Below are 25,004 nucleotides of genomic sequence, written 5' to 3' on the forward strand. Positions count from 1 at the left end.
CAAATGAAAAGTCAATCGGAATTAGCATTTGAAAATGAAGTCATCGATTATTTGACCAAAATCGGTGGAGTAAAACAATGGGAATACAAAAAAGAAATCAAATCAACCGAACAACTCTGGGATAACTTTAAAATGATCCTAGAACAAAACAATCGTGCTCGTTTAGATGAACCATTGTCTGTCACTGAATTTAACCAGGTGAAGAAAATCATCACTAATATTGAAACACCTTACCAGGCTGGACAATTTTTGTATGGTGTTAACGGTGTTTCTGAAATTGAAGTTGACCTTGACAATGGTAGGCATGTGTTTTTGACAGTATTTGACCAAGCCCAAGTTGGGGGTGGAAACACTGTTTATCAAGTGGTAAATCAAATTAAACGGCCAAAAGTTATTGATGGTAAGCCTAACCGTCGATTTGATGTGACATTACTTATTAATGGTTTGCCGATTATTCAAATCGAATTAAAGAAAGCACTTCACAGCGCTACAGAATCTTTAAACCAGATGGAACAGTATATTGCTGAAAAACAATACAGCGATATCTTTTCAACCTTGCAGATTCTAATTGCGATGACGCAGTTTGATATTCGTTATATGGCAAATACGCCACTCAAAAAATTTAACCGAGCTTTTGTATTCAACTGGCAAAACGAAAATGATGCTCGCCCTATTCGTTCATGGAAGACGTTTGCGGATAAAGTGTTGTCCATTCCAATGGCTCATGAATTGGCAACACGCTACATGGTACTTGATGGTACAAAAAACAAAGAAAGTATCAAAGTCATGCGTCCTTATCAAGTCTATGCCACAAAGCGTGTGCTTGATAAAGTTAGAAAGTTTAACTTCAAATATGACGATGGTAAATTGGGATACATTTGGCACACGACAGGCTCAGGTAAAACAATCACAAGTTTTAAGACAGCGTGGCTTGCAAGCCGTCTATCTAATGTAGATAAAGTTGTCTTCTTGGTTGACCGAATCGCGCTTACCAACCAAACAGCTGATGCCTATAAAGCCTATGATCCTGTTGCGGGTTTTGAGGGGAAAACTGGTGTGGTGGGTGACACAGCCAATATCTCAGACCTTAATCGCAAACTAACGAAGAAAAGCGATAAGAACATCATTGTGACAAGTATCCAAAAGATGTCGCGTTATGTAGCGCGGGACAGCTTCAAGCCGCTTAATGAAAATATTCTTTTTATCGTGGATGAAGCCCACCGTTCAACTGGTGACGGTACTGAAAATGAAGGTATGCTCGAAACAATCCGAAAAGCGATTCCTAATTCTGCTTGGGTTGGTTATACCGGTACACCAAAATTTCCTGAAACACGAGAAATCTTTGGTGAACTACTACATGCATATACCATCAAAGAAGCTATTGCGGATAAAAATGTCTTAGGGTTTAACGTTGAATTCAAGGAAACGATCGAGGCTCCCGAAGATCCCACCGAAGATGATATCGATGAAAATGTTCGTGGTAGTGTTTACGACGTTAGTCCAGAACATGTGAACTTAGTAGTTAAAGACATCTTCGATAACTGGAAGAAACGTTCAAATGACCGTAAGTATAATGCCTTGTTTACAGTCCACGTTGGTGGTAATAAAGCAAGTACACCAAGAGCGATGGAATACTTCGATAAGTTTGCGGAAGAGAATGCGAATCGTCCAGCAGATAAACGACTAAAAATTGCGGTGAGTTTCTCGGCAGATACATCCAATAGTATTCATCAACTGAAAACGAACGAAAACTTGCACAGAGCCATCAAAGTGTATAACGCAATGTTTGGCACAGCTTTCGATATGACGACAGTTAAAGCCTATACAGAAGACTTAGCACGACGTTTAAACAAAACAGCTGATGATGGTAACTATTTAGATTTGGTAATCGTTGTGGATCAACTTTTGACTGGTTTTGATGCGCCTGAGATGAATACGCTCTATATTGATCGAACGCTTAAGGGTGGGAACTTGATTCAGGCATACTCACGTACTAACCGAATGCATAACCTTGTCGATAAGCCTTGGGGAAATGTCGTGAACTATCGTTGGCCGGAGCAAAACGAGTATGAAATGAATAAGGCTTTTGCTATCTATTCAAATCGTGCATCTGCTGAAGAACAGCTTTCACTTGAAGATTTGAAAGAAGGCAACGAAGAGTCTGGTATCATTTCTAAACCATTTAGCAAGGTCCAAGCTGAGATGCAAGAAGTCATCAAGAAACTTTCAACGCTCACAGACGATTTTGTACAATTACCACCAAGTGAAAAAGCACAGGATGAAGTCTTTGAGAATTTGAAAGAGTATAATCGCTTGTTGAGTCAGTTGAAACAATATACCGAAGATGATGACAAAAATCCTATTTCCGCCTATGATAATCCTGAAGAGTTCTATGAACGGCTAGGTATTACTGAAGAGCAGGAAGTAATTTTAACAACTGTAATCGCCGGTGAGTTGAAGGAAAGACGTGCAAAGCGAGAAGACATTGATATTTCGCAAGTCAATCTCTCTATGGTTCATATTCACGATGTTACCATCAACTATGATTATTTGATTGATTTGATTGCCCGGATGGCTGACGAGGTTCACGCGAACGATATGTCAAAAGCGGAAAGCACACGTGATGAAATCCATCTTGAAATTGCCAAGTCTGACAATGAAAAAGAAAAATCTAAGATGCGGAACTTTGTATCTAAGATTTTCTCGAAAGAGTTTGAGTTTGATAATTATCCAGCACCTCGAAGTGTTGAAAAAATGAACCAAGCTATGGATAGAACACAAAAAGATACTAATATCCAACTTGTAACGAACTTCATCCGTACTTGGGGACTTGATAACAGCACAAAGCCTAAGGAACTTGAAAACTTGATTAAGAAACACCGATTAGGTCAAGAGGATATGGATAAACAAGGTGAGTTAACCGCAATCATGAATGACGCAAGATCTGATTATAAAGAAATTGCAGCTGAAAAGATTGCAGAATTAACCTGGGTACGATATCGCATTGAATTCCGTAAGGCATTTTACGAAATGGCTGACGAAATTAAGAAGGGAGAATAGTCAAGTGATAAAATTAAGCAGACTACAAAAAGGAGAACAGAAATGAGTGATAAAATAACAAAATCACCTCAAATCAGATTCGCAGGATTTATTGATGCTTGGGAACATTGTAGGTTGGGGGACGTTACTGAAAGAGTTACCAGAAAGAATAAAGATTTAGAATCAACATTGCCATTAACTATTTCGGCTCAATATGGGTTAGTAGACCAAGAAACATTTTTCAAAAAAGTGGTAGCAAGTAAAGATATTAGTGGATACTATTTATTGATGAATGGTGAGTTTGCATACAATAAAAGCTATTCTAAAGATTACCCATGGGGTGCAGTGAAACGTTTGGATTTATATGATAATGGTGTTTTATCAACACTTTATATTACATTTAAACCTATGAAGGTTGATTCTGATTTTTTAGTTTGTTATTACGATACGCATAATTGGCATAAAGAAATTGCAATGAGAGCTGCTGAAGGTGCACGCAACCATGGTTTACTAAATATTACCGCAGCTGATTTTTTTGATACTGAACTTTTTTTACCAAAAACCAACGACGAACAACAAAAAGTCGGTTCATTTTTCAAACAACTTGATGAAACTATCACCCTTCATCAGCGTAAGTTGGAACTGCTGAGGGATACGAAAAAGAGTCTACTTCAAAAAATGTTTCCGAAGGATGGAGCCAATGTTCCTGAAATTCGATTTGCAGGATTTAATGATGCTTGGGAAAAGCGGAAGATAGGAGAAATTTTCAAAGTTACACGTGGTCAAGTGCTTGCAGCAACTGAAACAAGCGAAAATAAAACGGACGAAATGCCATATCCGGTTTACTCATCACAAACCAAAAATAACGGGTTAATGGGCTATTACAAAGACTATTTATTCGATACAGCAATTACATGGACAACTGACGGAGCAAATGCAGGAACGGTAAATTACCGTGACGGAAAGTTTTATAGCACAAACGTTAATGGTGTTTTACTTTCTGATGAGGGATATGCCAATAAAGCAGTTGCTGAAGCATTAAATTGTGTGGCCTGGAAATATGTATCAAGAGTTGGAAATCCTAAACTGATGAACAACATTATGAGTGATATTATGATTTCATTACCATTAGCTATTGAAGAACAAAATATGATTTCAGAGTTCTTCGAGAGTATTGACCACCTCATCACCCTTCATCAGCGTGAGTTAAATTCGCTTGATAATTTAAAAAAGTCACTGCTTCAACACATGTTTGTATAAGAAAAGGAGATTACACAGATGAGTAATGCAAAAGATATTACATCCAAGCTATGGGGGATGGCTAACAAACTGCGAGGGACAATGGATGCAAGTGAGTACAAGAACTATATTTTACCATTTATGTTCTATCGCTATTTATCGGAAAATCAAGATGAATACTTAAAAGTCAATGATTTGGAAGAGTTCTACGAAGTGACAGATGACACTGAAAAAGAAGATTACCTTGAAGAAATCAGTAAAGGTATCGGATATGCGATTGACCCAGCCTACACCTGGGACAAAATCGTATCAAAAATTGAAAATCACAAAATCAAAGCTAGTGATTTCCAAGATATGTTTGACTCGTTCAATACAAATGCCAAACGTAACGCAGTCGCAGAAGCGGACTTTGCTAATGTATTTTCAGATGTTAACCTTGGGGACACACGTCTAGGTTCAAGTACAAACGAACGTGCAAAGGCCTTGAATGATATCGTTTTGATGATTAACGAGTTTACTTTCAAAGACGATTCAGCCCGTGACATCTTGGGTGACGTTTACGAGTATTTGATTGGGCAATTTGCGGCCAATGCTGGTAAAAAAGGTGGAGAATTCTATACACCTCATGAAGTTAGTAAAATTTTAGCAAAAATTGTTACGCTTGATGCAGCTGGTACTGGCCATCAATTCCGTGTATATGACCCTACAATGGGATCAGGTTCACTTCTTTTGACAGTTCAAAGAGAATTGCCAAATGGTAATGAAGAAGGAAGCGTTGAGTTTTACGGTCAAGAGTTGAATACTACAACTTATAACTTGGCTCGCATGAACTTGATGATGCATGGGGTAAATTATCGCAATATGGAGTTGAAGCGCGCAGACACACTTGATGCTGACTGGCCATTTGCGGAAAAAGATGGCACACAAATTCCTTTGAAGTTCGACGCGGTCGTATCCAACCCCCCATATTCTCAGAATTGGGATACAAAAAACGTTGACCGAGAAAAAGATACACGTTTCAAGGGTTATGGTGTAGCTCCTGCATCTAAGGCAGATTATGCCTTTATTCTTCATGGACTGTACCATTTAGATAAAGCTGGAACAATGGCTATCGTGTTACCGCATGGGGTACTCTTCCGCGGTGCGTCTGAAGGTAAAATCCGTAAAAATATCATCGACAACAATCTGTTAGATACTGTTATTGGATTGCCAGCTAACTTGTTCTATGGCACAAGCATCCCAACATGTGTGCTGGTGTTCAAAGGTCGTGAAGCTCGGAAAAGTAAAGATATTTTGTTTATCGATGCTTCAAATGAGTTTGTAAAAGGAAAGAACCAAAACAAAATCTCTCCTGAAAACATTGACAAAATTATTGAAACTTACAGTAATCGTAAAGACGTTGAGAAATATGCTCATGTGGCATCTTTGGATGAGATCAAAGAAAATGATTACAATTTGAACATACCACGTTATGTCGACACGTTTGAAGAAGGAGAAGTTATTCCACTTTCACAAGTGGCTCAAGAGTTGACAGAAGTAAAAGCAGATATCGCGATTTCATATGACAAATTGTTTGAGCTTTTGAACGAGTTGAACGGGACAACCGATGAAGCCAAAAACGAACTTAGTAAATTTATCAGTCTTTTAGGTAAATAATAGTGTTAGAAAAGAGCTAAGGAGGATTTAAACCTTGGCTCTTTTCACAAACGCTTGGAATAGTTGAAAAAAATGATTACTTAGTTACTATATAAAATTGAGTATGATAAAGATTCTGTTGAGGATCAGTTTTCGGAGATATTCGGAAATCTAGGAGAATAGTGTACTAGACTTATTTTTATCAGAAGAGCAAGGAGACTTGCCTATGGGGAAATTACATTCATTCAGAGACGTTATTCAGGAACTGTATTATAACGAAATTTTTGATGAGTTATCAGAGTTTATAGAAGAAAATCCTTCTCATCATGAATCAAGATCATACCTTGTTGAGGAACCAGATGAGGCGAGCTTTAGAAGACTTTGAAGTGAAGTGGATTAATATAACTAGCTCACAGGATCATTGCATTTATTTTGATGTAATTGTTTTTTGCTGAAATTCAAATTGCTGAAACAGTAAAAGGCAATAGGGAAACTGACGGGTTAATTCAATGGTTCAGAATTTCTTGTGCAGCAATATTAGAGGACGGCCTTCAGGACTTTGGTGTAACAGATGTGTCTATCTACATGAAACAAAGAGAGAATAAGGAGAATCGCCTTTCAGAATACTTGGTTCCTGTCATTAGCAAGGACCAACTAGATCAAGTAGCAGAAGGATTTCTTGAAAAGTATTATCCGGAAGCTCTCGAAAAGCCTATGAAGGTCCCAGCTCGTAAAATAGCTGAAAGAATGGGTCTTGGCATTCGAGAAATACACATCACAAAAACGGGTTCTGTTTTTGGGCAGATATATTTTCGAATGCTAAAACTCGATATTATGACATCGATTCTGGGGTCTAAAAGTCAGTAAAGGTAAAAAGAGGAACAATGCTTATTGATCCCGATGTGTTTTTTATGCGCAACATTGGATCTATGAATAATACGATAATCCATGAGTGTGTTCACTGGGAATTGCACAAAGAATTCTTTGAACTCGAGAAACTCTATAATCGAGAAGCAAAGGCAACAGTTGTAGAGTAATAGAAAGTGCTAAGCCGGAAAAGAATAGAACTCCGTTGGATTGGATTGGATGGAATGGCTGGCTAACGCTTTAGCTCCAAGAATACTGATGCCAGAAAAGCAAACAAGGGTAAAGATAGAAGAGTTAATTGCAAAAAACAAACGATTACATTCAGGAGAAAATTCTTATGAGATTTTTGAATCAGTAGTCCTTGAATTATCTGAGTTTTTTGAAGTGTCTAAGGTGGCAGCAAAGATTAGAATGATTGATCTCGGTTATAGAGAGGCGGTTGGCGTTTACACTTATGTAGATGATCGCTATGTGGCAAGCCATGCTTTTGATAAAAAAGCTCTTAAAAACAATCAAACGTTCACTATTAGTATTCAGGATGCATTGTTTGAATATGCGACGAATTCTAACCTTAGTAGTCTATTAGATTCGGGGAAATATCTATATGTTGATTCTCATTTTTGTATAAACGATCCGAAATACATATACCGAAATGATTACGGATATGCAAATCTAACAGATTACGCAAGACGACATATAGATGAATGCTGTTTGATTTTCGATGTGAAAGCAAGTCCAAATAAATATGGCGTCAACTACTACAAAGAGAAATGAAAATAAGGGCTAAATCAAAGGGGAATATTGGAGACCCATCCAAATATCATAACAGATACCCTTTAACCGGAATGCCTTATTGCGAGAAGTGTGGTGCCACTTTAAAACGAATAATTCGCCAAAAAGAAATTCTGCAGTAGGTAAATAATTCTTACTATAAGAATCAAGCTGTTCCCAGTCAAAACTAAGCCAACGTTTTACAATGGATATGTATGTGTCAATTTCAATATTTTCAGATAGTAATCCATCGAGTTTATCATTAATAAGGAACATTTTCTCCTCAGTATCTAAGGCGGATTTCTTAATACTATGTATCTCGTTATTAATTTCTTTTACTAGACTCAATATCTTTGTAACATTTGAATCAATATTTTCAACTTTTACACCTAAATCAGTCAGTTTCTTATACATACTATTACATACGTTCATTACTTGTTCTAATTTTGCATATACATTTGTCAACTTCATATCTTGCTACAGCTTCTTTCACAAGAAAGGTATTAGTCTCTTTATAAAATCTTTCTTTAACATTAGCAAATTGCGCAGTATCCCCTAAATAATCTAGATAGAACCACTGAAGGATGTTAATTAACATTGGCATACAAACGTGATAGTAATCGTCTTTACCATCGATTTTATGTGCTGCATAATTTCTGTAAATTCTTATAGTATTCATCATCATGTAAATATCAGTTCGAAGATAACCTTTATTGAAACATTCATCTAGTATTTTTTTAGGAGAAATTCTATTCAAAGATAAAGGGTCTTGCAAATGCTCTTCTTTGGTTAACATAAAAATACTTATTAATTCTATTATTTGTCCAGCAGACAATGCAAATATAGGTTCTTCCTTTGTTTTGGTAATAGAAGCAGTTCGCTCGATACAAACATCTATTTGTTCAAGCAATTTCATAGATTCCATTAGTTTTATCTCCCATCTCATAAAAATGATTAATCAACACACAGGGTACATATCTAAAAAGGCAATTCCGCCTCAAAGTGATCATCAAAAATAGATGACAAATGGTCATATTCAGGTAAATAATTTAAGGATGTGAATGTATATTCTCCATTGTTAGCTCTTCCTTTTACTCGTGACATACTTATAAATAATGCATATTGAACAGCTTCAAGTGGTGGATTTCCCATAATGATTTGCTCCCCATTATAATTGGTAGTCGGAGAGTCTAAAATTAGTAATACGTTGGGTGTTTGCCATCCTTTGAAACTATGGTAAGAGGAAACTTTTAAACGACCTGTTCCCCCCTGGAACTTCCACTTTTCTACTCTTCGGCGTTCTCTGTCTTGTTGTCTATTTAAATCATAAACATGAGAAGTCTCGGCACCGAGATTATTAACGTACTTTACTATTTCAGCGCCGGTATTTTCATTGGTTGTTAAAATAGTGATATCCTCTAGTTGGTTAGAACCGTATAAATGTCGAAGATGTTGCTCAATTTGTTGTAACTTTTCTAGACGGGTATGAGGGCGATAATTATGCCAAAATGTTTTTTGAAAGAAACTTTCTTGTTCTTGTTTAGCTAATAAAATATCTTCACCGTCGAGTTGTAATTTCTGTCTTACTAAAGCAATTTTTTGAACTATCTTATTTGGCAATCTGTGTGTATATTTTAAGTGACCCGGCTTTCCTCTAAAACCTATATCCTTTATTTGTTCACTGTCCTCTATCCATACACCATGACCATATAAATTTTGTGCTTTGTCATATACAATAAATAACTCACCTCTATCGGTGAAAAAGTTCTTTAAAAAACGTATCCAATCAGCCTTGAAGTCTTGTCCCTCATCAATTAGGATATAGTCAAATTTAAGATGGGGTTTTATGGCGTGTGATTGAAAGTAATCATTTGCAGTTTTCATAAGAGTGATTTCATAACCCTCATTTTCATTCTCGTCATCAAAATTAACCTCTAATTGGTGTTCTGTTAAAAGCAATTTAAGAAAGTCATGGAAATGACTAATAGTAATGTGCGATTTTAGCTTTTTTCGTTCCCCTTGATATTTTCCTGGACCGAATTGTTGACTACAAAGATCTCTTAAATAGTGTCTTAAAGTAATATTAAAACTCAAAACTAAGACTTGTTTGTCTATTTTCGCTGCTTGAGTGGCCTTTTCAGCAATTATTATTGATTTTCCTGAACCAGCGACTCCGCTCCATCTACGAATAGAACCAGGACTTAAACTTGCTAACTTTTTTTGGTCACTTGTTAAAGTAAAAGGTTGCCGGCGTTCATAGTTATAATCAGCATGTTGGAGTTGAAGGTTTAACTCAGAAACTAAATTTTCAAGTAAACCATTCTGTGAAAAGCTTGAATAGTTTCTTGATAACGCATAAGTATGATCATTGTGATTTAAAGGATTCTCAGTGTCTCCTATATAATCCATATCTATTTTGGTCCATACTTTTGTGTGGCTATGAAACGCATTACAATAATTCATAGCTGCCTGTTTAGTTGCATTGTGAAAATAAACAATCGTTTCAATACATGAAAAATAACGAGAAAACCTTTCAGATAGATTGACACTCGAAAGCAGCTGATAATGTAAAATGTTTTTTTTATAATATTCCACTTGATTTATAGGATTGCTTTTATAATAATTTCCATCGGTACCACGAATATAGCCATTTCTACTGTATACCTCGGAGTTTAAATTCCAATCCTTAGCTTCTATAATCAAAATACCTTTTTGGGGATGAGTTAATACAAAATCTGGTTTCATAGAATTAATATGGGGCTGTTCAAATACTGTCCAGCCTTCAAATCTCGGACTTGTTCTGAGCATCTCTAATAAATATTTTTCTCCCTCTGTTCTAGGATCATTTGGATTAAAATTTTCAATTATTGTTGCAGGCATTAATAACACCTCACAGAAATATGTAGTACTTTTATCATATTACAAAAAACTTAAACATTGGGAAAAAACTAGTAATTTATTGGAAACTTATAATACATAAAATTATAATGGAGTTGATGGAGTCGAATAAATAAATAAAATTGGTTACTATCGTACAAGGTTTTGAAGTTAAATAAATTTATTCAGCATTTCTTATTAACTATATGCAAAGCGAAGTGATTTAAATGCTTACCATTGAAGAATACGTTGCAAGGAGAAAAAGAGAAGATAAGATAGATGAATTTAATATAGATGAACGAAATGAAAACATGAGACTGTGCGTTAATTAAGTCTTTGAATACTTTAATAATTACTTAAATATTACTGAGGCTGAAGAAAAAACCGCACTAAAAGACGAGAAATTAACTAAATATCAACAGCAACTGAAGGAATATGATCCAGAAATAATTGACTGGTTAACAGGTATTTATTCTGAGTATGGTAAGCAGATAAACAAGAACATTGGAAATATTTTAAAGGAAGATGAGTTCTTTTTTCTATACAGCTCTGATAAAGAATTTAGATCGTTATCCTATGACTGTTATTCGAAGTTGATTAAAAAGCATCCTTATATAAAGGATCAAACAGAGATGTTGTTTTTATTTATTAAGGATTATCATAGGGTAATGAGTCAGAGGGGAATGCAAAGTGAGAGTGTTTTTATTTCAGCTGAAATAAATGAATGGATACAAAAAACGTGGACAAAGTACCAGGTTAATCTGCATGAATTTTCCTTCCAGTGGGTGAATTACTTCTGGGACAATGACAATTTATGGCCAGCTTCTCATAGGAAAAAGAGTACTACTAATTATAGGAAATATGATAATGATTTTAAGCAAAAAAGCAATTTGTTTAATTTAGATTCTCTTTATAGGAAAATGCCGAAAAAGTCATATACAAAAGGAAGAAAACAGGAATTTGAGATACTGATGATGTATTACTGGCTCCATGAATTAAATGGTGATGAGGACTATTGGCAGCAGTATCTTGAGAAGACATTGCCTTACTTGCAATCGAAATAACTAGGAAATTTTAACTTTGTTATACTGTTTCAAAAAAGTGCAAGGAGTTAAAAGGAAGGTAACTGTATAATGACTGGGTTTTATCATCTGTTCAGTGCTTGTTTAAATAAAACGTACAATAATTTTGAAGATGGGGGAATAGCACATGAGATTTACAGTAAGTGAAAAAGATTTACTTTTAACAATAGTAGAGGTGTTAAAAGTTGATAGTCATAATACTTTAGCTAATGTTTTATCTATTTCGAAATTGGTATTCGATCCTCAATGGGAATTTACTAGAGTAGTTTCTGACCAAAGGAAACTATTTGTTAAGTTAAGGGTTCCATTAAACTTCAGAAAAATGATAAATGAAAATAAGGACTTACTATCAGAAATATGTATGGATATCTATATTAATGATGACAGTTACGCCTGTTATGGAATCAGTAGTATAGGTGTGCTGCCGATTCAAACAGAAGAGATTCAAGTGGATAATCATAAAGTGATGCTTGAAAAAGATTCAGTTTATATGAGTTTTATGAAGTTTTTAGCTGACAACACAATTATAGATGAATTGCAAAAAAAATATTTGTATGAAGCATGTGCTTCTGGAAGTGCAAATAATATATTATCAGCATCAGTAATGCTTGGTTGTTCTGCTGAGATATTATTAAAGCAATTATGTGAAGGTTATATGATTTATCTAAATAACAATGGTACGCATACAGAGCAGTCAACTTTTCAACAAAAAGTTTTAAATGCTAAGACTGCTTATATAAGATTGGCTGAATTTTTGAAACGTGCAGAAGCTAACCCTACTGTTTTTAAACAATTAGGCTTTGAAAATATTAATTTGAATTTTAATTTCTTAGATATTATTAGACAAACAAGAAATGATAGTGGACACCCAACAGGGAAAAATATCTCGAAAGAAGAATTTGAATTAATGCTAGGTAATTATCAAGGATTTTTGCTTAAGACAATTAATGCTATTAAACAGTTACCATTAATATAAATATAGATAACGTTTTAACTTACAGCAGCTTGAATGTTGAAATTAAAAGATACTCAGTAAATATTTCAATAGCAGTAAGAAGAGAACCATATTCAAAAATTTTTCATGGTGGGGGATTATCAAATGGCAAATGAAATTGACTTAAAAACAATCAAGGATATATTGGAATATAAATTTTACGTTCCAAGGTATCAAAGAGGCTACAGATGGAATAAGCAACAAGTGACGGATTTACTTGAAGATATTTGGGAGTTTTCACAAAAAAACGAATTGAAAAAGGATGAATTTTACTGTTTGCAACCTATTGTTGTTAAGAATACAGTTGTATTAGGGGAAGATAAATGGGAAGTTATTGATGGTCAACAGAGGTTAACAACCATTTATATTATATTGACTTATATTAAAAATAATATCTTACCTAAAGCGGCAACAACTTTTTCACTAGAGTATGAAACGAGAACAGACAGTGGTCAATTTCTAAAAAACATTGATGAAGCCGAGAAGTACAATAACATAGATTATTATCATATGTACAATGCGTTACATAACGCAACTAAATGGTTTGAGAGCAAAGGAGATGAGACTTCTACAGCAATAGAAATTTACAATAAACTCTTAAATCAAACTAAATTTATTTGGTATCAAGTTAATGAAGATATTGATCCTATAGATATTTTTACACGTATTAATTTAGGAAAAATACCACTGACAAATTCAGAATTAATAAAAGCTCTTTTCTTAAAGAAAGAAAACTTTGGTTCGGAATCCGAAAAAGAAAGAATTCATATGAAGCAGTTAGAGATTGCAAATGAATGGGATCAAATAGAGTATTCTCTTCAAAAGGAAGATTTTTGGTATTTTTTATATAATGGTTCATATAAATATGAAACTCGTATAGAATTTATCCTTAATCTAATGTCGCGTGAAGTTAATAATCAGTTTGATGTACCTATTGAAGAAAGTAATAATGAATACTTTTCTTTTTTAGTCTTTAATAAATTATTCAAAGAAGAAGAACAACGTATTAAAAATGGGAATCTATCCTATCATAATTCTCCAATCGATAACCTATGGTTAAGAATAAAGAAATATTTTATGACGTTTGAAGAATGGTTTAATAATAGACAATTTTATCATCTTGTTGGATACCTTGTGTCTGTGGATGTAAAGATTGAAGAGTTGAAAAGAGAAACAGAAACTATGACAAAATTAGAGCAGCTTGGTTATTTTCATGAAAAAATAAGAAGTAGTATTTTTTCTAGAAAAGATTTAGAAGATTGGGATTATAATTTGGATCGAAAAAAAATTAAAAACGTGTTGTTATTATTTAACGTTATTTCATTACTCTCAAATAAAAATTCAAATATTCGTTTCCCTTTTGATAGTTACAAAATAGAGGATTGGGATATTGAACATATTCATGCTGTAAACTCTGAAATGCCAAATGATAAAAAACATAGAGTGGATTGGTTAAAAGCTGCTCAAGATGAAATTGATAACAAGGTACTTGCAAATAAAATTAAACAACTTATAGAAGATGATTTAGTTTCTGATGAGAATGCTTTTGTAGAGCTTTATAATGAAATTTTAGTAACTTATGGGGATAATGAAGATATAAATGATATTTCAAATTTAACATTATTAGATGCCGCAACAAATCGTTCATATAAAAATGCGATTTTTCCAGTTAAGAGAAAAATTATTTTAGAAAATGATAGGAGAGGTACATTTATCCCTATATGCACTAAAAATGTTTTTCTGAAGTATTATAGTGAAGATATTAGACAAATGACCTTCTGGGGTAATAATGATAGAAAGAGGTATTTTAATAATATTACTGAAACTTTGAAAGATTTCTTACCGTTTAGGGGGTTAAACAATGAGTGAGGAAAGTAGTAGATATACATTCTGGCAGTTAATTGAAAATTATATAGTTGAAATACCTATTATTCAAAGGGATTATGCTCAGGGTAGAGAAAGTGAAGAAGAAATTCGTAATACTTTTCTAGATAAACTCTATGTGGTATTGGTTAATGATGAAAATTTAGATTTAGATTTTGTTTATGGTAGTTTAAAAGAAATTAAAAAAGAAAAAAAATTCATCCCTTTAGATGGGCAGCAACGTTTAACTACTCTTTTTCTACTGCATTGGTACCTAGCTGTAAAAGAAAGGCATATCGATAAAGCACGAAATAACTTAATAAATTTTACATATGAAACAAGGTCAAGTTCAAGAGAATTCTGTAATGCACTTGTGAGAGATGATAGTGTTTTTAAGGATATGGATTTCAATAACGAAAAGAATATAAGTAACAAAATTAAGAATGCATATTGGTTTTTCATGTCTTGGGAAAAAGACCCTACAATTAAAGCAATGCTTGTAATGTTAGATGCAATTCATGAAAAATTTAAAGTCAGTAATGATTTATTTGGGAAACTGCTCCTGGGGAATAATGCGCCAATTTCTTTTCAATTTATAGAGCTAGAAAACTTTGGATTAGAGGATAGTTTATATATAAAAATGAATGCAAGAGGGAAATCGCTTACTAAATTCGAGAATTTCAAAGCTAAACTTCAACAACTACTACAATTAAAAGAAGATGAAGGAACAATTCCAAAAGGTATTACTAATGAATTTTCTTTTAACATGGATGGCAAATGGGCTGATTTATTCTGGTATTACAGAGATTCCGTAACCAATACTTATGACAAAAAAATAATGGATTTTATTAGAGCACTCATAATAAATAATTATGCATTGAAAAATGAAATTATAGATTTAGAAGATAGATTAGACGATTTAATAGACGTGAAAAAAGATATATCATTTTCTAAGTATCTAGAATGGGGTTGTTTTGATGATAGAATAATTTTGGAAATAATCACCATGCTTAATACCCTGGAAAACAAAGGTAGTGGTATTAAGCAGTACATACAAAATAAATCTACTTTTGATGAAGATGCTTTATTTGAAAGAGTAATTAATAATTATAGTATGGAAAAATTAACATATCATGATCGTGTAATGTTGTATTCAATAACTCAATATTTTGTTCATAATCATCAAGATATTATTAATGATGAATTTACAGAATGGGTTAGAGTTGTTAGAAATTTATCCGCAAATACCATTGATAATAATTCTGGGGAGTTTTCAAGATCAATTCAATCAATTAAAAAACTAGTCACTTATAGTAGAGGTATCTTAGGCTATTTTGTTGACCCTGACAACACTGTCAGTAGGTTTTTAGGAGAACAAGTTGAGGAAGAACGAATTAAAGCAATATTGATATTGAAAAATGATAGATGGAGAAACATTATAACAGAAGCTGAAAACCATGGATATTTTAAAGGGCAAATAAGTTTCTTACTTAACTTTGCAGGTATACAAAGTGCATACAATCAAAATAAAGATTTGGATTGGTCATCCGAAATTGATGAGAATTTCTATAATAAATTTTATTATTACTATAATAAAGCAAAGATTATTTTTTCTAATGATGGACTTTCAGTAAACAACGATTTATGGCGGAGAGCACTTCTATGTAAAGGGGATTATTTACTTCGTAAAAGTAGAAACCTCAGTTTTGTTGTAGATAGTGATAGAGATGTTAGTTGGAAAAGGTTACTAAGGGATAAGGATAAGAGAAGATTTGTAAAAGAGCTTTTTGATGAAATTGATATAAATAACATAGAAAAATCTTTGCTACAGATAATAGAAATATCTACAGTATCAGATTGGAGAAAGTATTTTATTAGGTATCCGAAAATACTTCAAGCATGCGGTCAAAAAAGGTTTATAAGAAAAGAAAATGAAAATAATATTTTGTTGTTAAACTCTTCAACAACAGGAGGATATTGTAAAGAATACTACACATTTGCATTATATCAAGAATTAACAAAGGATAATATTCTTCCACCGTATGTTGAAACAAGGGGAGTAGATTACTACAAATATATTGAATTAATAAACAATGATGCAAATATAGAGATAACATATAATTTGGTTGATAATAAATGGTGTTATTTAGTGGAAGGAAATGGAATCGAAAATGATTTTGATACACAAGAAGATGTTATTAACTATCTAAAAGCTCAACAATATATAAGTTAGCTGCGTTATCGAATATATAGATAATATTTAATTGTTGAGGAAAATTTTTAACGCCCCTTTCAGTAGGGGGTACACCTTTACGCAAAATCAATATATACGCGTTTCAGTATCACCATTCTATCAAAACACACTGCGAAGCGGTTGCAGAAATAGTTTTAAATGAAACATTATAGATTAAACCTTTCGTATTCATGGGTTTCAGACGTAATACAGGATTTGTTCAAAACCCATGTAACAAATCTGATTCTAGGGGACTGTTGAGTTCTAATTGATTTGAAAAATCTGTGTAACGAAGTGATTATTGTTTTCTACAACTACTTAAATTATGTATCGCTAGAAAAGCCGGACATCTGCACAGCTTACTCAATCAGGTTACAGTAAGAATCAAATGACCGGAAAATATATAAGCGGGGAGCTTAGGCTCTCCGTTTTTCTGTGTGCAAACCTTTCAATTTAAGCCGATATAATACTTGCTAACACATCTGAGAGGGGAACATACATAATGGGAAATCTTAAAGCAGCTTTGGCAATAATCATTATTATTATGGTCATAAATGGATGCAATGCTCTGTTTTCTAATGATAAAGCACAACCAGACGAAGAACAGCCAGAAGAAAAGGTAACAATAGAAGATAACACTGTAAACAGGCCAATTGTTCCGGTTACAATCGAAGATCCAGACTGTGCAGGGGAAGCTTATCAAGTGGATTATGGTGAAGATGATGGGGGTATAGAAAAATATTGTATACCCAAAAACACCGTTTCATCTGATGAGTTTATGGACCGCTATAATACAGTATCTCAGGAATTTGGATCAGTAAAGTTTGACGATTATATTAGTGGTGATGATTTATACGACTCAGCAACAGATGTATATGATGATGTAGCTGTAACCTTGAATCGTGTGGAAGGTCCTAAAGATGCTGTGAAAAGGGCCTTTGTCTTTGCTGAAGATAACTATGAATCAGACTGGGCACAACAGGTTGAAAGTGTTATGGCCACTACTATCGCTTCATTCGATCCAACGTTAACTCACGGAGAAGTAACAGCTATTACGGATAAACTTTTTTCCAAAGGCCTCGTTCCACTTACAATTGTGGAACATGAATATAAAGGGAAAAAATACTACTTTTCTATCGATGATATGAAAGCAGTAGACTTAAGTATTATTTTTTATGATGATTAACAAGAAGGTAAATGCTATTTAAATCATGTTTGAGATCATAAGAGCGAGGTCACGAGATTCTGTATTTATTTATACGGGACATAGCCCCAGCTTTCTTTTACTTAAGAAGGACATATTTTTCTTGCAAGATGGAAGGAACCAAATACAAGAGACGAAACTGGCACAAAACCCAGAAAAAGCACAAAATAAGACTATATAAGCCGATTATCACGGGTCGGGTTAAGCGACGGTAACAAAAACATCAAAAATGTGATTTGTTTTCGCAGACTTCGCATGTGGAGTGTGTGGCGAAGATTATCTTAAATCTGTGACCACGTAAAATAAACACTACCTGTTAAAAAAACTCTGTACCATCTGCAACGACCTGTGAAAATAAATCGGGGTAACGAAGGAATAGCGGGAAATTGAACGGAAAATGAAAGAGAGATTTTTTTACTGCACATAGCAGGAACGAAAAGGGAAAAAGTGTGTCCTTAAATAAAAAAGTTGTGTCAAGATCGAAGGAAAATCAGGATAGATGCCTGGTAGTCCTTCGGTCTTTTTTGTGTTAGATAAGGATTGAAAAACAAGAAGAAAAGCTTGAATGATCTTCAATTATTTGAAGAACAGGTGAAAATGATGAAATTAGATTACTATACGAAGAAATTAACGACAGAGTCATTCCTAAAATTATTACTTTTTGCGCAATTGGAAGAAATCGAAAGTCTCCATGCGCTGGGCGATTGTCTTTTCGATGACCAACTGCAAAAAGGCATTGACCTGGATTCTATCAGTATTTCGCAGCTCTCACGCCGTTTAAATGGCATGAATCCAGATCTATTTCAAAGGCTTTTCCTTGATCTAGTCGCACAAATTCATACCAAAACGCACGATACAAAACTTGTAATGCCGTTAAAAATCATCGATTCAAGTACATTACCACTTAATTTGACCAATCATAAATGGGCAAAGTTCCGTAAAACAAAAGCCGGTGTGAAGTTACATTTGCGCCTTGTGTTTATGGAAAAGGGTATATCCTATCCTGAAAAGGCCGTTATGACAACTGCAAGCGAACATGATCGTGGTCAGCTTGAAATCATGGTAGATGACAAGGAATGCATGTATGTGTTTGACCGTGGCTATTTAGACTACGAGCGCTTTGATCGCATGACGGATGATGGCTACTTTTTTCTTTCCAGGCTACGTAAAAACGCAGTCATACGGGAAGTTTACGATTTTAAACTACCCGAGGATGCGGCTGTTTTGTCAGACCAAATGGTGTTGATTGGTACGATTCAAAAACGTGCTGAAAATTACTTTCGCATTCTAAAAGTTATGGATTCAAAAGGAAATGAACTACGGTTAATTACGAATCGTTTTGATTTAAGTGCCGAAGAAATTTCAGAGATGTATAAATCACGCTGGGCCATTGAGTTATTTTTCAAATGGATTAAACAACATCTCAGCATCAAAAAGTTCTACGGTCAAAGCGAATGGGCGATTCACAATCAAGTGTTTATCGCACTCATTGTTTTTTGCCTCCATGTTCTCATTCAAATGGAGACAAAAAGCAAGCGAAAAACCTTACAAATTAGCCGTTATTTAAGAGCTGCTTTGTGGAAACCAGCGAATATCTGGCTTCGGAAAATTGAAGGAAAAGCCATTCCGTAACGAACAAGTTGTCGTCGCCGCTCAGGTCTAATTGTAAATATAATCCAAATGGATGGAGCCACCTTTGATTGGGTATTTACTTTTTTGGCTCTAAACAGAAAAGACGTATTGACTGAAAATTCAATCATTATTTATGCAACACTAGTGAAAATATTCATATAATAGATTATGGCATTGGAATGATTTATTCATGATAGATAATATTATTGTTTATTTAATTTGCTCTTTTTTATTGGTTTTTCTTTTTTATTCCGTTATCCCCACGGTGCTTATTCGTATAGGTGGCGTTGGAATAACAAAAAAGAATAAGGACATTAATGGAATAGCATTAACTTTCGATGATGGCCCCAATCCCAAATACACGATAGAACTGCTTGATCTTTTAAAAAGGTATGGAGTTAAGGCTTCTTTTTTTGTGGTTGGCAGAAAAGTAATGCAGAATCCAGAAATAATAAAACGGATGCACCAGGAAGGCCATACAATTGGCATACATCATTTTGACCATATTTCGAGTTGGCTTCTTTCTCCTTATCATCTTCGAAAACAGTTGATATTGACCGAGCAGGCAATAAGAAACTATGCGGGTAACCTACTAAGAATTGAAGGTCGATTATTGCGAAATAAGACCTTTACAAAATGGGCAACCCATATTAAAATATGACTTTGTTCATATTTTCTTTTAACATTCAGAAGAGTCTGGAATGCGCAAGTGTTCCAAGGCTATCAATTAATAGAATTATATATATGTGAATGTAGCGGTATTAACCAGCACAGACAACCTTTTAAGCAAGGCCTATCCTGTGCTGGTTTTTTATTTCTTTATATATTCAGGGGGGCAATATGTCTTATCACACACCACAGAGAATTGCAGAATTGTCGATCGAAATAGGTTTTAGAAAAGCAAAAATGTCTATATCGTCCATGCTTATTCTTGGTTTTTTGGCGGGCGCTTTTATTTCAATGGGATTTCTTCTATATATACGGTTAACCGGGAGTATGCCAGTGGAATGGGGTTCCTTTAATACCTTTATAGGCGCTGCGGTCTTTCCACTTGGAATTGTATTGGTCTTGCTGGCGGGCGGCGAGTTGTTGACAGGGAATATGACGACTTTGCCAATGGCATGGTTTGCCAAAAAAATTACGTTCACCGGGATTCTCAGGAACTGGACGATTGTCTTGATCAGCAATTTTCTTGGTGCCATCTTTGTTGCTTACTTTTTCGGCCATGTTGTCGGGTTGACTGAAACCGGGCCGTATTTAGATAAAACTGTTGCCGTCGCACAAGCAAAACTTAACGATACGTTTATTCAAGCCTTCATTTCCGCCATTGGATGTAACTGGCTTGTTGCCTTGGCTATATGGATAGCGACCGGAAGCCAGGATGCTACAGGGAAAATCTTGGGCGTATGGTTTCCGATCATGGCTTTCGTAGTCATTGGTTTTCAGCACGTTGTGGCGAATATGTTTATCATACCGGCCGCCATTTTTGCAGGGGAAGTTACCTGGATCGAATACCTGCCAAACTTTGTTGCCGTATTTCTGGGGAATGCGGTTGGCGGTTCAGTTTTTGTCGGTCTTGCATACTTTATCGCCTATAAGCCTCAAGTGCATGGACAAGTCGTGGTTACACAAAAACATCAGGAAAAAAAGGTAGTCAACTTTTAATGCCTGTACTCTATCGTGTCCGATTCACTAACTGACAAATTTATTATGAAATCATGATTTTAAGACATTATTCTCTTGGATAATGCCTATTTAAAAATCTTTATTGATTGAATTATAGTTCAAGGAAGTATTTCCTGATTACCCCGCCTCTTAAAAGGGTATGTAATAACAAACCTTTTAAAAGGAGGTGTCACTCGATGGCTACAGATGTATTATGCAATGTAGAAGATTGTAAATACTGGGCAAAAGGTGATAGGTGTGTAGCGGACGCTATCTATGTCATAGGTCCGAATGGAAGCAGAGAAGCTGACAGTGTTGAAGAAACGGCGTGTAAAACGTTTGAACATCGTTAATAAAAACTTTTTGTAAAACTGGACGGCAGCTTGCCTGTCCAGTTTTTTTTGGGGGGATTAAAGATTGAAGTGGAGCCGGTGGATATGTTTCCAGGATGCAATGGGAAGCGGTTGCCAAAATGGTTTATATATGAACTGCGGAGATCAATCAGGTCTCTATTTTTTGGGACTAGGAAGTGATTATGCAAGGACTCGGAATGGATTGGGGCACAACATCTATAAAGAAACATGGCATGTTTATATTTAATGATTATTGTGGTTTGTACCTAAAGTAGCGAGGCAGTTTGTTTAAAGAACGATAGCTTTTGATGTATAAGCTTTTAAACTAATTCAGTTTATTATAAGGAATAATGAGAATTGAGAGAGATAAACCAGAAATTGGAGAATATTTATAGGGAAAATTGATTATAAAATCAACTGAAAAAATAGTATAACAGTTTGGTGTTTATATAATAGGGGGATTTTTTATGCGTAAATTTGGCTTTATCATGTTGATATTAGCTATTGCTGTACTTGCTGCTTGTTCATCCAATGAACAAAAGGCATCAACCGAAACCAAGGACGAAAAAATGATTCGATTGAAATAAAAAACAGTACAGATGAAAGAGCTAATCCAAATAATCCAACCCACACTTCTCCGAGTGAACATATTGTAAAGGGGCATGGGCAGCATTACAATACAAGAGAAGGTCCGATTTGGAAAGAAAAAGAACCATATTCACGTGGGAAAAAGGATGAAAGTATATAATTATAATGATGATGTTGAGTATCTCTATAAAAATCTAAATAAAGGTTAATTTATATTATCTTGACTGAGCGATAAATCTGTTGGGGGATAATCAAAAATGAACAAAATGGTTAGTGTTCTTTTGGTATGTATAATGGTTATGACATTAGTGGGATGTGGCGGCAATTCGAACAAACATGAAGGTGAAGCAAAAACACCGTCAGGTTCAAGTGTTCAAAAAGGTAGAGATTATCATAAGGTAGTTGATGACTTTAAATCAAAAGGATTCAAGAACATCAAAACAGAAAAGCTTGAAGATTTAATTACAGGTTGGATAACAAAAGATGGAGAGGTTAAAGAAGTATCTGTTGGCGGCGATGTCAATTATTCTCCAGATGAATGGATATCTGCAGATACAGAAGTCATTATTAAGTATCATACATTCAAAAAAGAAGATACTGAGAGTGCAGCAGAATCTGAGGCAAAGGATAATTCAAATGCAGAAAAACCGAAAGTAAAAAAACCGAAAGAAGAAAAATCGAAAGTAGAAAAACCGAAAGAAGAAAAACCGAAAGTAGAAATCCTAACAGTGGATAATTGCAAAGAATTGGCAGAAATACTTAGCACAAAAGACGAGTCTGATCCTCTTATTAAAGAATTTGCTCAGAAGTATGCTGGAAGAACCATTGAGTTTGATGGGAATACAGCTTATGTGAGTAACCACGGAAATTATAAAACAAGATTTGATTATTTAATTTATGCTGGAGACTATAGTAAAACTACTTTCTCGGGACCTAATTTCCAATTTAGAGATGTTAATTATAACGATTTGCATCTAACAGGAGATAATGTTCCTGATACTTTTGGAGTAGGTCTTAATATTCATATCATTGCTACGGTTGAAGAATATAGTGAGACTTCTGGTCTTTTTCAACTCAAGCCAGTTTCTATCAAAATGAGATAAATGTGATTAAATAGGTAAGTAACAATGGCGAAAAATAAATGGATATCATTCTTTTATGCTTGTTTTTAGAAAAGATAAGACAACCATCATCCCAGTCGCAACAAAGTTATTCATGAGGGGATGTTATGCTCTATGAGTGAGTCTTTTTGATTAAGAACATACAATCTCGCAAAACTCTACCCCGGGGTAAACTCAAGCGGCAATCCGCTATTTACGGAAACGTATTGCTATACAGTATAAAGCAGAAGTTATGACGCATGTTGAAGCTGTTGCCACGCTTGTTTTAAATGACTAATCGCGATGCAGTGATTAAGTTTGGGATGGTGTCGTCAGCACCTCATGTGCGGTCACATTAACTCTGCCCATATGCAGCCAGTCTCGAAACTTATAAAAAGAAGGCAACTACCCTCATGGGAGTTGCCTTCTTACGTTTCTTAATCAGTTACCGTTAATTGTACTAATCCAATGCCTTCGAATTCACCGGTATACGTCCCGGCTTCCAGCGTTTTTGGCAATATAAATGTGCCGGATGATACAAACATACCTGGCTCGAGCGTTAAATCATGTTCTCCCAGTTTTTTAAGCAGCCACTGAACGGCTTTGACAGGGTGCCCCATGACGGCAGCGGATGTCCCTACATCAATGACTTCTCCGTTAAAGAGCAGCTTTCCGTTAATATCGTCGATGTCCGCATATGTGTAGTCTTTTGTTTGCCCAATGGTTACTTTTCCACCCACTGCTCCATCTGCGCAAACCTGTTCTTTTGGCATTGTCGGAAACCAGTCTTCAAAACGGGAATCGGGAACCTCTATTCCTGGTGCGATTTGTGTGTTGCTGATGATTTCCTCTTCGGTAGAAGCAGCCGTCAGTTGTTCTTTCACAATAAAGACTAGCTCCAGTTCGATCAGCGGACTTAACATTTGCTTGCTTAAAGAAATTTCACCTGTTATTTGCTTATCTGTCATTTGACCGTATAATGGCTCATTCGCTTCGAATAATGCCTGAGTTTCTGGACTTGTCATGCTTATTTTATATCCCTTTAAACATTCATTATTTTCTCTTTTCGCCTCGGTAAAGGCATGCTGAACCTGATAAGCTTCATCCAAACTGATATCTGAGGGAAAAACCTCTTTTTTCAATGCTTTTGAATTTTTGTAGGAGTCATATAAGGTGTCTACAAAGGTTTGCGTTAACATGATTAATCCCCTTTTCTAACTTTTATAAATATAGATAATAGTCTAACACTTTGGGGATTTAGAAGGAAAGAGTTTTATATAAGAATAAGATAAAGTAGACAAGGACTAAATTTGGAAACCTGGATTGTCAACACTAAACTAGACAACTTTTTTAAGGTGTTCAAGTTTATACTCAATCGGGCTTAAATAACCCAGTGTCCCATGAATACGAATGTGATTAAACCAATGAACATAGTCGTGCAATTCTCTTGTTAGATCTTCCAATGTATCGAAATTCCGGCCCTTCACAAACTCTGTTTTGAGGATTTTGAATGTTGCTTCAGCTACGGCATTGTCATAGGGACAACCCTTCATGCTAAGAGAACGTTGGATAGTAAACGTCTCTAGTGCATCGTCAATCAGCTTATTTTTAAACTCTCCCCCTCGATCCGTATGGAAGAGCTAAATTTTGCGTAAATCCACCTTAATAGATGAAAATGCACGGTAAACCAGTGAAGCGTCTTTATTCGGGCCAGCGCTGTAACCAATGATTTCCTTGTTAAAGAGATCAACAAACACACATATGTATTGCCATTTTTGATTGACCCTTACATATGTTAAGTCGCTTACAATCGCATTCAACTCATTTTCCTGATTAAATTCTCGATTCAGTTCATTAGCCTG

The 25,004-nt window shown here is 34.9% G+C and carries 20 protein-coding genes and 1 pseudogene; 16 read left to right on the forward strand and 5 right to left on the reverse strand.

The window, feature by feature from the left end; translation table 11 throughout:
• Window positions 1-3 precede the first annotated feature (3 nt).
• The 6 genes from LQ216_RS14880 to LQ216_RS14905 all read left to right on the forward strand — a co-directional run bounded on the left by LQ216_RS14880 (window position 4) and on the right by LQ216_RS14905 (window position 7,554).
• Window positions 4-3,060 carry an HsdR family type I site-specific deoxyribonuclease gene (locus tag LQ216_RS14880; RefSeq protein WP_230130265.1) on the forward strand — a complete coding sequence of 1,019 codons (3,057 nt, stop codon included), beginning with the start codon at window positions 4-6 and terminating at the stop codon, window positions 3,058-3,060.
• Window positions 3,061-3,102: 42 nt separating this feature from the next.
• Window positions 3,103-4,299: a restriction endonuclease subunit S gene (locus LQ216_RS14885; protein ID WP_230130266.1), complete on the forward strand. Its 1,197-nt coding sequence runs from the start codon at window positions 3,103-3,105 to the stop codon at window positions 4,297-4,299.
• Between the two features lie 18 nt (window positions 4,300-4,317).
• Window positions 4,318-5,934, forward strand: coding sequence for a type I restriction-modification system subunit M (locus LQ216_RS14890; protein ID WP_230130267.1), 1,617 nt, complete (start codon window positions 4,318-4,320; stop codon window positions 5,932-5,934).
• Window positions 5,935-6,139: 205 nt separating this feature from the next.
• Complete coding sequence (locus LQ216_RS14895) at window positions 6,140-6,298, forward strand: hypothetical protein (protein WP_230130268.1); 159 nt, start codon at window positions 6,140-6,142, stop codon at window positions 6,296-6,298.
• A gap of 56 nt (window positions 6,299-6,354) precedes the next feature.
• A complete protein-coding gene (locus LQ216_RS14900; protein ID WP_230130269.1) occupies window positions 6,355-6,780 on the forward strand; it encodes a hypothetical protein in 426 nt (141 codons plus the stop codon).
• Between the two features lie 219 nt (window positions 6,781-6,999).
• Entirely contained in the window at window positions 7,000-7,554 is a 555-nt protein-coding gene (locus LQ216_RS14905) for a hypothetical protein (RefSeq protein WP_230130270.1), read from the forward strand.
• Window positions 7,555-7,563: 9 nt separating this feature from the next.
• On the opposite strand, the gene LQ216_RS14910 is transcribed toward LQ216_RS14905, so the two are convergent.
• The 3 genes from LQ216_RS14910 to LQ216_RS14920 are packed head-to-tail and all read right to left on the reverse strand — an operon-like array spanning window position 7,564 to window position 10,431.
• Window positions 7,564-8,022, reverse strand: a complete 459-nt coding sequence (locus LQ216_RS14910) for a hypothetical protein (RefSeq protein WP_230130271.1) — start codon at window positions 8,020-8,022, stop codon at window positions 7,564-7,566.
• Window positions 7,970-8,476: a hypothetical protein gene (locus LQ216_RS14915; protein ID WP_230130272.1), complete on the reverse strand. Its 507-nt coding sequence runs from the start codon at window positions 8,474-8,476 to the stop codon at window positions 7,970-7,972. Before LQ216_RS14915 ends, LQ216_RS14910 begins: the two co-directional genes overlap by 53 nt.
• 53 nt (window positions 8,477-8,529) lie before the next feature.
• Window positions 8,530-10,431, reverse strand: a complete 1,902-nt coding sequence (locus tag LQ216_RS14920) for a nuclease-related domain-containing protein (protein WP_230130273.1) — start codon at window positions 10,429-10,431, stop codon at window positions 8,530-8,532.
• A 1,206-nt stretch (window positions 10,432-11,637) separates the two neighbouring features.
• On the opposite strand from LQ216_RS14920, the gene LQ216_RS14930 reads away from it, so the two are divergent.
• The 10 genes from LQ216_RS14930 to LQ216_RS14975 all read left to right on the forward strand — a co-directional run bounded on the left by LQ216_RS14930 (window position 11,638) and on the right by LQ216_RS14975 (window position 23,145).
• Window positions 11,638-12,486, forward strand: a complete 849-nt coding sequence (locus LQ216_RS14930; protein WP_230130274.1) for a hypothetical protein — start codon at window positions 11,638-11,640, stop codon at window positions 12,484-12,486.
• 123 nt (window positions 12,487-12,609) lie between these two features.
• Window positions 12,610-14,373, forward strand: a complete 1,764-nt coding sequence (locus LQ216_RS14935) for a DUF262 domain-containing protein (protein WP_230130275.1) — start codon at window positions 12,610-12,612, stop codon at window positions 14,371-14,373.
• The gene (locus LQ216_RS14940; RefSeq protein ID WP_230130276.1) at window positions 14,366-16,600 is read left to right on the forward strand and encodes a DUF262 domain-containing protein; all 2,235 of its coding nucleotides are present in this window, start codon (window positions 14,366-14,368) and stop codon (window positions 16,598-16,600) included. Before LQ216_RS14935 ends, LQ216_RS14940 begins: the two co-directional genes overlap by 8 nt.
• Window positions 16,601-17,102: 502 nt before the next feature.
• Window positions 17,103-17,786, forward strand: coding sequence for a hypothetical protein (locus LQ216_RS14945; RefSeq protein WP_230130277.1), 684 nt, complete (start codon window positions 17,103-17,105; stop codon window positions 17,784-17,786).
• 558 nt (window positions 17,787-18,344) lie between these two features.
• Complete coding sequence (locus LQ216_RS14950) at window positions 18,345-19,436, forward strand: IS4 family transposase (protein WP_230130278.1); 1,092 nt, start codon at window positions 18,345-18,347, stop codon at window positions 19,434-19,436.
• Window positions 19,437-19,626: 190 nt separating this feature from the next.
• Window positions 19,627-20,097: a polysaccharide deacetylase family protein gene (locus LQ216_RS14955; protein WP_230130279.1), complete on the forward strand. Its 471-nt coding sequence runs from the start codon at window positions 19,627-19,629 to the stop codon at window positions 20,095-20,097.
• Between the two features lie 179 nt (window positions 20,098-20,276).
• The gene (locus LQ216_RS14960) at window positions 20,277-21,101 is read left to right on the forward strand and encodes a formate/nitrite transporter family protein (protein ID WP_230130280.1); all 825 of its coding nucleotides are present in this window, start codon (window positions 20,277-20,279) and stop codon (window positions 21,099-21,101) included.
• Between the two features lie 197 nt (window positions 21,102-21,298).
• A complete protein-coding gene (locus tag LQ216_RS14965; RefSeq protein WP_117304010.1) occupies window positions 21,299-21,454 on the forward strand; it encodes a DUF1540 domain-containing protein in 156 nt (51 codons plus the stop codon).
• Between the two features lie 467 nt (window positions 21,455-21,921).
• Window positions 21,922-22,041: a lipoprotein gene (locus LQ216_RS14970; protein WP_230130281.1), complete on the forward strand. Its 120-nt coding sequence runs from the start codon at window positions 21,922-21,924 to the stop codon at window positions 22,039-22,041.
• A gap of 258 nt (window positions 22,042-22,299) precedes the next feature.
• A complete protein-coding gene (locus LQ216_RS14975) occupies window positions 22,300-23,145 on the forward strand; it encodes a DUF4839 domain-containing protein (RefSeq protein WP_230130282.1) in 846 nt (281 codons plus the stop codon).
• Window positions 23,146-23,579: 434 nt separating this feature from the next.
• Here the strand turns inward: LQ216_RS14975 and LQ216_RS14980 are convergent, their stop codons facing one another.
• Together LQ216_RS14980 and LQ216_RS14985 are read right to left on the reverse strand one after the other, a co-directional pair.
• Window positions 23,580-24,341 (reverse strand): fumarylacetoacetate hydrolase, encoded by a 762-nt coding sequence (locus tag LQ216_RS14980; protein ID WP_230130283.1) that lies wholly within the window; start codon window positions 24,339-24,341, stop codon window positions 23,580-23,582.
• 138 nt (window positions 24,342-24,479) lie between these two features.
• Window positions 24,480-25,004: pseudogene (locus LQ216_RS14985) on the reverse strand (IS3 family transposase); the annotation flags it as partial.

Source organism: Bacillus sp. CECT 9360, from assembly GCF_918741275.1.
Lineage (GTDB): Bacteria > Bacillota > Bacilli > Bacillales > DSM-1321 > Peribacillus.